The organism is Rhodococcus sp. EPR-134 (genome assembly GCF_001647205.1).
GTDB lineage: Bacteria > Actinomycetota > Actinomycetes > Mycobacteriales > Mycobacteriaceae > Rhodococcus_F > Rhodococcus_F qingshengii.
Map to the genome: position 1 here is coordinate 1 of NZ_LVCT01000153.1, position 9,648 is coordinate 9,648.

Genomic DNA, 9,648 nt, shown 5'->3' on the forward strand with positions numbered 1-9,648 from the left:
GTAGGCGTCAGGACTCGTACCGCACGTGGTCGTCGTTGAGTTGCAGTCAGGCACTGTCTTTTGCTCGTAATCTACTACTAGAGAGTAATTTTCGTGACTGAGAACGCACGGCCCGCTACGTCGAACTTTCGGGTAATCGCCGAATACCGGCTGGGCGAGGAAACCGCGAACGAGGTGCTCGGCCATCTGGCCCAACTCGCTGAGGCAAGCCGGAACGAGCCCGCCAATCTCGGCTACGAGTACTTCCGCAACGTCGAGAATCCGCTACACGTAACCATCCTCGAGATGTACATCGACGAAGCCGGCTTCGAAGCGCACCGAACTTCGCCGCACTTTGCATCTATCGGCACGGACAAGATTTTTCCACTTCTCACCGATCGCATTGTGCGCACGTACTCAGACGAGAGTGGTCGCTGATGGCCTAAGGCCACCGAGCCGCGTCCCAGCATTCTTAGAGTGATCGGCCTGGCTGGTGGCATGATGGAGGACCGAATTTTCTCGCCAAGAGATCCCGACGAGTAGACGTGTCCTCCGACGACGCTCACGCGATGTTCGGCAAGAGCATTGCTGCAGCCGACTGGCACTCGAACCGGCGGAAGGCGTCGGGTTCAACGGAGCCGAAATCAGACGAGTCACGTACGTTCCGAACGAAAAGTTCGCCGCTGGCGCAAGCTTCGTCGGTAGTTTGCCGACACGCGTTCCACCACTAACCAGATGCAGGGTGGCCTCCGATACGGTTCGACGGCAATGCTTCTCAGGTTCGCTGCCGTGCCCGTGGTGTTCGGAACCGGCAGCCTGTTTGCAGGATCGCCCAGGATCGTCACTGGGTGTAGATGACGGGCGCTGGGTACAACGCGCAACAGTGCTCGCCCGCCACGTGGGACGGACCTACGGGCTCGCCGAGATGGCCGATGACGGTGGGTGGTCCTCTTTCGTCGGACGCGGCGACTATCCGATCTCAAGCTGGATATCGTCTGCAGCCTTGCAAGGCCTTGGCGATGCTGTACGTCGATGTCTTTCGGCGTCACGGCTTCGGGTTCACGAAGTGGTGTTTTCTGTGGCAGTCCGTGCATCCGTGTCGGTCCGTCGGGAGGTGCAGGATCGGCGGATGTTCCATGCAAATCCGAGGTCGGCATTCGTGTTGCGTGCCGGCAGTTCAAGAGTGGGTGCCCGGTCGTCGTATCCAGCAGTGCTACCTCGGGATTGCATTTGAACTACGTTGCACAACTGCTGAAATGGAGGATGGAACCGATGCGAGCAGTCGTTGTGTGTATTGGTGATTTGGTGCGTCGAGCACGGCCTCTGTCTCGCCGGCTTCTACGATTTCACCCCGGTAGAGAACCACTGTTCGATCGGTCATCTGCCTCACGACTGCTAAGTCGTGAGTGATGAAGAGCATGCTCATCCCGTTTTCCGCTCTGATAGAGCGAAGCAGCTCGAGAATTTGGGCCTGCACGGACACGTCCAGGGCGGCAACAGGTTCGTCGCAGATGAGCAGCCTGGGTCGAACGGCAATTGCCCGGGCAATCACGGCGCGCTGACGTTCGCCACCCGAGAGCGCAGCCGGACGGAGAGCGGCGTAGCTGCCTGGTAGTCCCACCTTGCCGAGTAACTCCGAGACTTCCGAGGCTACGGAATCGCTATCGCGTTTGTCCGCTCCGGTTCGTACGGCTATAGCTTCTCGCAAGGCTGCACCGATGGTTCGGGATGGATTGAGCGCTGCGTACGGATCCTGAAACACTACTTGGATCTCCCGGGCCAACTCGACTCTGGTTTTTCGCGCAGTGGATCCAGTGGGCGCGAGCTCTCTGCCGAATGCCGATATCCGGCCGGAGGTGACGTGCTCCAGACCTAGGAGAGCACGAGCGATAGTTGTCTTCCCTGAGCCGGATTCACCTACCAGTCCCACTGATTCGCCGGCGCGGATCGAGAAAGTCACGCCGCGGAGGGCGTGCGAGTCCTTGGGCTTGCCGAACATCGCTTTGGCGCGATATACCTTGTGTACGTTCGCAACCTCGACTATCGGTGGGCCGATGGTGTCGAAAGATCGTGACTCGGATTGTTGAGGTAGAGGTGGTTCGAACTCGGAACCGCGGGGAAACTCGTCGTGAATCCGATCGATCCGGATGCAAGCCGAAGCGTGTTCGATCGTGATGGGAGTAAGAGCTGGTCGGGCTGAAAAGCATTCGCCGACAGACCATTCGCATCGGTCAGCGAATGCGCAGATCGCCTCGACGGCTGCGGCTCTGGGCACACTGCCGGGAATCGACGTCAACCGTTCGACTCGACGATCGACAGGGGGACTGGCCGACATCAGCCCACGTGTGTAGGGATGCGTCGGGGTGCGGGCAAGATCGGCGACCGTAGCCTCCTCCACCACGCGTCCGGCGTACATGACCTGGATCCGATCGCAGACGTCCATCGCCACGTGCAGATCATGAGTGATCAAGATGAGCGCCATGTTTCGTGACTTCTGTAGACCGGCGAGAAGTCGGAGGACTTCGTCCTGGGTGGTCACGTCCAGTGCAGTTGTCGGTTCGTCGGCGATCAGCAACTCCGGATCGCCGGCAAGCGCGGCCGCCATGGCAACTCGTTGCCGCATCCCCCCGGAGAGCTGAAAGGGGTACTTTTGTGCGACGGCGGGATCCAAGCCAACCTCCGCGAGACGCGCAGCAACTTCGGCCCGAACTTGTTGGCGTCCGCCTTTTCTGACATTTGGCGGGAGTGTCTCCCGCACGTGCTCGCCTACCGTGTGGATGGGGTTGAGCATGCTGAACGGGTCCTGCATCAAAAGACTGATTCGGGAGCCCCGTAACGATCGCAGTTCACGTTCGCGTGTGCCGATCAACGGGATTCCGTCGAAATCTGCTGCTCCTCGTGCATAGATTCCCGGCGGTAGCAAACCGACAAGCGAACGAACTGCCATCGATTTTCCACTGCCAGACTCGCCGACTATCCCGAGAGTCTCGCCTCGGGGGACCGTGATGTTGACATCGCTGACGAGCACCTGCGACCTGTTCGCGTACACCGATAGCCCGGAAACTTTCAGGAGGGGGCCATTCGCATCGGCCGTTTCCGATTGTACTGTCACATCTTCCACAGTCATCTACTTCCGTTCTCCTGAGTCTGACAGCCGTTTGAAGAACCAGTCGCCGAAGATAGTTGCGGCGCTGCCGGTCAGGATGAGACAGGCTGCGGGGGCGACTGCGACCCAGGGGTTCTCGGAGATCATCGATTGCCCCTGGGAGAGCATCGATCCCCAATCTGCAGCCCCGGGGGCGATACCGATACCGAGAAATGACAACGACGAGAAGGCGACCAACGCTCCGACGAAATCCAGCAGGAAGACGGCGAGCACGGTGGGCGCGATGTTGGGCAGCACATGGCGGATCATGATCCGTGAGTCGGTCAATCCGAGGGTCTTCGCAGAGTCGATGTACGGCAGACGAACCTGGACGCGCGTCACACTGCCGACTATTCTGATGGCGCTCGGTACTGACAGGAAAACCAGAATCGCCACAGTCAGCCAGTAGCTCCCGCCGAGAATCCCCAGGAGCACGATGGCGACGAGGAGCGCGGGCAGGGCATACACGAGGTCTGCGAATCGGTTGAGGACGTTGTCGAGTGCACCGCCGTTATATCCGGCGACCAGCCCCGCGGATGCGCCGGCTATCACTGTTCCCATCGCTACGCACAGCGGTCCGAGCACGGAGCGGCCGGTACCGTCGATCAAACGGGAGAGGACATCGCGTCCCATATCGTCGGTGCCCAACCACTGTGTGCGATCGGAACCGGTCACACCGCGGAGAAGATCCTGAGTGTAAGGGTCGTAAGGGCTTATGAGCCGACCGGCGACAGCCGCGAATACCATCACACCGAGGATCACCAGTGCAATCACAACGGTGATGGGAATTCGCGATCCCTGCCTGCTCTTTTCGCGATCGGTGAGTGCAGTCATGTCATCCCTTTCCTGCGTACCGCATGCGCGGGTCGACGAGGAGAGCTACCACGTCCACCGCCAGGTTGACGACAATCACGAAGGCGCCGAGACACACGGCCAACCCTTGTACGACGGGTAGGTCCTTTTCGGTGACCGACTGCACCATCAGCGAACCGACTCCCGGTACGGAGAACACGGTCTCGACGAGTACGGCGCCGGACAGCGCAGCGATCAGTATCAGACCGGCCGCAGTCACCACCGGCATTGCGGAGTTCCGTAACGCATATCGGAAGAAGACCCGTGAGGGGTCGAGACCACGAGCTTTCGCGAATGTCATGTAGTCCTGCCGGAGCACGTTGAGCGCTCCGGCGCGTGTCTGCCGGATCAGCAGTGCGATGAGCGCGATGCCGAGTGCTGTTGCTGGCAGGGTGAGGTGCACCAAGCGATCGAAGAATCCATTGCCCACGCCGTAAACGGGGAACAGTCCGAGCTCGAGTCCGAATACGAAAATCAGCAACATTCCGACTGCGAAACCTGGTGCACTCATACCTATTACGGAAGCCATCGAGATACCTCTGTCCACCCATTTATCGCGCTGATACGCCGCTGACATTCCGCAGGGGACCCCGATCCCGACCACCAAAACAAGTGTGTACACCGCCAGTTGGATCGAGACCGGTAGGTGATCGGTGATGATGCCGGTCACCGGCGCACCTGATCTGGTCGACGTCCCGAAATCGAGCTGCAGTGCATCGACCAACCAGTGCCAATACTGAACAAGGAAAGGATCGTTGAGGTGATGTCGTGCCTCCAGGGCCGCGATCAGTTCGGGTGTGCTCGGACGAGAGCCGACAAGGACGGCAATTGCAGAGCCTGGCGTCACCGACAGCAGACTGAACACCAGAAAACTGATTACCAGAAGCAGCGCGGCCGACACCACGAGTCGCTTGCCGATGAACGCCGCTACTGCCATCTCAATCGAACCTCGTTGTGTGGGAGAGATAGTCGTTCACGACGTTGCCTTCACTGCGGTAACCCACGAACCGTTGACGAAGTCGTAGAAGGACATGTCGCGATCGAAGGCGAACCCGTCGGCAATTGCGTAGACCAGATTCGGATTGAACAGCGGGACGTACGGAAGTTGTTCGTGGATGCCGGTCAAGATGGTCTGGGCGGCAGTCCATCGGTCCAGGGGTGAGGTCGATCCGTTCAGGACGGGCAGCGCCTGTTCGACGGAATCGGTAGACCAATTCGAGGCGTTGAATTTCGGTGCGACAGCGTTCTCCTTTCCGACGACGGAGCCGATCAATTTGGGGTCGGGCGTCGATGCGGTAATCGACAGGAATCCGATTCCGGGAACCTTGTGGGCGTACAGGTCGGAAATCCATTGGGTCTGGGTGATGGGCTTTGGAACAACGGTCACACCGAGTGGCGCCAGGTTTTGTTGCAGGTTGAGTACCGTCAGTTCCGTCCAGTTCACGTTGTCGGTGTAGGGGACCTCCACCGTGAATCCCTGGGGGTGCGACGAGGCGGCAAGTTCTTGCGCCGCAAGGTTACTGTCGAACTCGATTCCGCCGATTCCGTCCAGGAAGGATTGCGCGTTCCCAGGGGAACCGGCGACACCGGTCAACATTTCCGGAGTTGCCAAACCCTTCAATATCGCGGAGTCGTTGCCGAATGCCGCCTCTGCGATTCCTTTTCGATCGATCGAGTGCGCGACGGCCTTCCGCACGTGGACATCGTCGAACGGACTCGTACTGGTATCGAACGTCAAATACGTGAGCTTGGTCAGAGGGACCTCGATCGTGTCGATTCCACCGATCTGCTTCCACTGTGACTGCTTCTTGATGTCGGCCACATTCGCAGCTTGGATGTCGCCGGATCGCATTGCCAACTGAGCGGTGTTGCCGTCCGGAATCACGTCGAACTTCAGCGTTTCCGGTGCAGGTTGCTCCGACCAGTAGTCATTGTTACGGACAAGTTGCACACCGGAACTTGAATATTCTTGGACCCGGTACGGGCCAGTGCCCACCGGAACCGCTTGCGCAGTACCCAATTCGGCAGCATGTTCTTCAGCGAACCTTGCCTGTTGGATCAGTCCGAATAGCGCGATGCTCTGCCTGGCAACCGGATCGGGATGCGACAACTTCACAGTCACCCGCATCGGTCCGGTTTGTTCGATGCTTTCGAGACTTTCCAGCTCGCCGGCAGTTTGCGCCCCGGCTGCGGAATCAGAGACGTGCCGAAGGCTCCAGATCACGTCCTCCGGGGTCAGTAGAGTTCCGTCGGAGAATCGCACGTCGGACCGGATGACGTAGTCGATGGTCGTCGGGTCAGGAACCGATACGGCTTCGGCGAGATGAGGTCGCAACTCTCCTTCACCGGAAAGCCGTTCCAGCGGTTCGGTGAACAGGGTCTGAACCTGCATGGAAGGACCGAAATCCTTAGTGATATCTAAGGAGATCGGAGCCGCTGCAAGAGCGAAGGTGAAGGCGGGTATCGGATCGTCGGTGATCGTTCGAGTCTGTGTGGCGCCCGGTGCGGAGCCACACGCGGAAACCACGAGGACGAGTGCTGTTGCCGATACCGCGTACGTGGCGGTTCGCGTGTAAGCGCGCATCGCGCGATGTAGAACTGGCTTCTTCAAGCGTCAACTCCCTGTTCACGAAAACCCAACCGGATATGACGGGTAACGCTACGGAGATGTAGGTCACATATCGTTAGACGATTGTCGAATCCAGCGCGGATATTTTTCGACGATCCGAAGAGTGCTTTGGAAAGTCCCGAGATACAGAGTCAGAGCAAAGATTGCACGCCAACGCGTTCAGACGGAAGCCGGGATTTCAGTATCGGTGTTCTGGGGGTGATGCGACCTGAAGTCGGGATCGGTTGTTGGAGGGCTTCTTTAGGGCCTCGGCCACGACTGGGCGTTCACCAGTGCGACCCGTCGCCAATGTCGACAGCCTCAAAGCATCAGCGCGCGGATGACCTCGGGTTACCTGATCGGCGACTTGGCGACAAGACTGGGCGGGCTTTACGCCCGGTCTGGCGGGCCTGTCGGTGCCCACAGGCGGTTGTTGTTCTCTTTTGGGAACTGCTGCGTGTACTCCGATGACTGGTGACCGCAGGTTCACCGCGTGGGGAGTGACTCGAGTTTAGGGTGCTCGGCGTGCAGTGCTCGTCCATACCTTCGAACGGGCGGTCGCTCTCGCCGCCGAGCGGGAACAGGCCTAGTCCTCCATTAACCGCCGAAGTCCTCGCATCCAAATCGAGTGGATCCAGGTTGCGGCTCGCAGATATGGTCCACTGGTGACGCATCCGAATGGTCGAAACGACAGCCCGATCCTGGTGATTGGTGCCGGTGTCGTCGGCGCGTCGATCGCGTATCACCTGGCGCGCGTTGGTCTCCGAGTCACCGTGCTCGAGCGGGGCTCGGTGGCGGGAGGGGTGACCGGCAACTCGTTTGCCTGGGTCGGCCTCTCGAAGAGTGCAGCAGAAACCTACTCCGATCCGTGCCGACATGGCGCCGCACCCGAGTTCGACCGGCTGGAGCGCGAACTCGTCGAGCCATTCGGTCTGCGCCGCAGAGGCGCGATCACGTGGGAGACGACGGAAGCGGAGACTCGAAAGTTCGTCGACGCGCATCGCGCACTCGGTCATCCAGTCGAACTCATCGGTGAAGATGAGGTCTTTGCTCGTGAGCCGGGATTGCGCACAGCGCCCGCGGTAGCGGCATATGCGCCTGACGATGGTGGAGTTGACCCGGTTGCGTTCGCTCGATCGCTCCTGCGGGGTGCCGAAGCATACGGTGCCACAGTGCATTCCGATGTCAGTGTGCTCTCGATGTACACGGAAGGCAAGAGAGTGTGCGGAGTAGTGACTGCCGACGGTCCCGTCTACGGATCGACCACAATCCTCTCCGCGGGCACTGCTATCCCCGGCCTCGCGGCGTCGGCGGGAGTCGACGTCGCGGTCGGCGCCTCACCGTGTTGCCTCATCAGATTCTCGACGCCGCACCGATTGGTGAGCGGAATCCTCTCCACCCCGGACTTCGAGATCAGGCAATTGGACGACACGACACTGATTGCGGCTGAGGATGTTCCGTTCGGGTTCTCCGGAGACACTCATGAGCTTGCCGAGCCGACCCTGCAGGCGGTCCGCAGTCAGCTCGTGGGCGGTGAACACGTGGAACTGATCGAGGCGGTAGTCGCTGACCGTCCCATTCCACGCGGTGGCCGGCCACTGCTGGGCTTCGCCGAAGACGTGTCGGGGCTCTATCTGGCCGCGGCGCATCCTGCGATCATTCTGGCCGGAGCAATTGGGGCCCACGTGGCCGGGGACTTCATCTAGCGGTCGGGCTCGAACAGGTAGACGGGATGCTGGGCGCTCAGTTTTCGGTAGGGCGTTTTAGGGTTAGCAACGAGACCACCACGAGGGTAATGCCGAGAACCCCCAAACTGGCCATCGGCCAGTCCACGACGACCGAGGTAGCCGTGGAGTCCACATCGACTAGATGTGTCGTGCATCTGGCTGCTGGCACAGGCAGCGGAAGACGATGTGCCTTCCACACAGCTGAAAAGTATCCCGGACCAGGCGAGTCGGGGGCGGGATAGTTGTCCTGGCAAAGCGTGTCTGGTGTGGACGCGAGCAACGACATGACCCATAGCGCGCCCCCCGCGATGATTCCGATCCCCGCCCGAAGCCATTGCATACGGCGATAGTACGAGGTTCACGGGGTGCAATAGCAGTTACTAGTTCTCTCTAGGACACGCGCTAGAGAGCGGGATATTCGTCTACTCGGCTTGTACCGTCGATGGGCATGGACCCCGTGCGCAATCCGTATGCCCCCGGTGCCGGTCAACGCCCGCCGGAACTCGCTGGGCGCGACAAGCAGATCGACGCCTTCGACGTCGTTCTCGAGCGAATTGCGCGTGGCCGCCCGGAACGAAGTGTTGTCCTCACCGGCTTGCGTGGCGTCGGCAAGACCGTCCTGCTCAATCAGTTGCGTTCGGCCGCGATCTCCCGAAGCTGGGGGACAGGCAAGATCGAGGCGCGCCCCGATCAGGATTTACGACGCCCACTCTCGTCAGCGCTCCACATGGCAGTCCGAGAGATCGCGGTCTCCCATCGCGATCCGGAGCGGGTCGAGCAGTTCCTCGGAGTCCTCAAATCGTTTGCCCTACGCGCCACTGCGGACAAGGGAATGCGCGAGCGCTGGCAGCCAGGCATCGATGCACCCGCGATCAAAGGTCGGGCAGACAGCGGCGACATCGAGATCGACCTCGTCGAGTTGCTGCTCGATGCGTCGTCGCTGGCCAGGGATGTCGGCGTCGGGATCGCCATCTTCATCGACGAGATGCAGGACCTCGGAGCAGCGGATGTCTCGGCGATCTGCGGGGCCTGCCACGAGTTGAGTCAGGACGCGGCACCGCTGATCGTCGTCGGGGCGGGGCTTCCGCATCTGCCTGCTGTGCTGTCGGCGTCGAAAAGCTACTCGGAGCGCCTGTTCAGCTACCACCGGATCGATCGCCTCGAGCGTGAAGCTGCAGATCAGGCACTGATCGCACCTGCCGAGCGTGAGGACGTCGAGTTCACCGAATCCGCGCTCGACGCTCTGTACGAAGCGGCTGACGGGTACCCGTACTTCGTTCAGGCCTACGGAAAAGCCACGTGGGATGTGGCGGCGTCGAGTCCGATCACGGCAGAAG

The 9,648-nt window shown here is 60.4% G+C and carries 7 protein-coding genes; 3 read left to right on the forward strand and 4 right to left on the reverse strand.

Features of this window, described 5'->3' with window-relative positions; all coding sequences use genetic code 11:
• Nucleotides 1-93: 93 nt before the first annotated feature.
• Nucleotides 94-417, forward strand: a complete 324-nt coding sequence (locus tag A2J01_RS06795; protein WP_082900815.1) for a putative quinol monooxygenase — start codon at nt 94-96, stop codon at nt 415-417.
• Nucleotides 418-1,192: 775 nt separating this feature from the next.
• Here A2J01_RS06795 and A2J01_RS06805 read toward each other — a convergent pair.
• Genes A2J01_RS06805 through A2J01_RS06820 form a run of 4 tightly spaced genes read right to left on the reverse strand, consistent with a single transcriptional unit; the run spans nt 1,193 to nt 6,587 of the window.
• Nucleotides 1,193-3,106 (reverse strand): dipeptide ABC transporter ATP-binding protein, encoded by a 1,914-nt coding sequence (locus tag A2J01_RS06805; RefSeq protein ID WP_064112376.1) that lies wholly within the window; start codon nt 3,104-3,106, stop codon nt 1,193-1,195.
• The gene (locus A2J01_RS06810) at nt 3,107-3,958 is read right to left on the reverse strand and encodes an ABC transporter permease (RefSeq protein WP_064112377.1); all 852 of its coding nucleotides are present in this window, start codon (nt 3,956-3,958) and stop codon (nt 3,107-3,109) included.
• Between the two features lies 1 nt (nt 3,959).
• Complete coding sequence (locus A2J01_RS06815; RefSeq protein ID WP_047272018.1) at nt 3,960-4,913, reverse strand: ABC transporter permease; 954 nt, start codon at nt 4,911-4,913, stop codon at nt 3,960-3,962.
• A 36-nt stretch (nt 4,914-4,949) separates the two neighbouring features.
• The gene (locus tag A2J01_RS06820; RefSeq protein ID WP_134929666.1) at nt 4,950-6,587 is read right to left on the reverse strand and encodes an ABC transporter substrate-binding protein; all 1,638 of its coding nucleotides are present in this window, start codon (nt 6,585-6,587) and stop codon (nt 4,950-4,952) included.
• Between the two features lie 662 nt (nt 6,588-7,249).
• On the opposite strand from A2J01_RS06820, the gene A2J01_RS06825 reads away from it, so the two are divergent.
• Nucleotides 7,250-8,290, forward strand: coding sequence for an NAD(P)/FAD-dependent oxidoreductase (locus A2J01_RS06825; RefSeq protein WP_064112378.1), 1,041 nt, complete (start codon nt 7,250-7,252; stop codon nt 8,288-8,290).
• A gap of 469 nt (nt 8,291-8,759) precedes the next feature.
• Nucleotides 8,760-9,648, forward strand: an 889-nt coding sequence (locus tag A2J01_RS06830) for an ATP-binding protein (RefSeq protein ID WP_064112379.1), incomplete at its 3' end; no start/stop codon positions are given.

Coding starts and splice junctions, on each gene's coding strand:
- A2J01_RS06810 (WP_064112377.1), bottom strand. CDS start 3,958: ATGACTGCACTCACCGATCGCGAAAAGAGCAGGCAGGGATCGCGAATT.
- A2J01_RS06815 (WP_047272018.1), bottom strand. CDS start 4,913: ATGGCAGTAGCGGCGTTCATCGGCAAGCGACTCGTGGTGTCGGCCGCG.
- A2J01_RS06805 (WP_064112376.1), bottom strand. CDS start 3,106: ATGACTGTGGAAGATGTGACAGTACAATCGGAAACGGCCGATGCGAAT.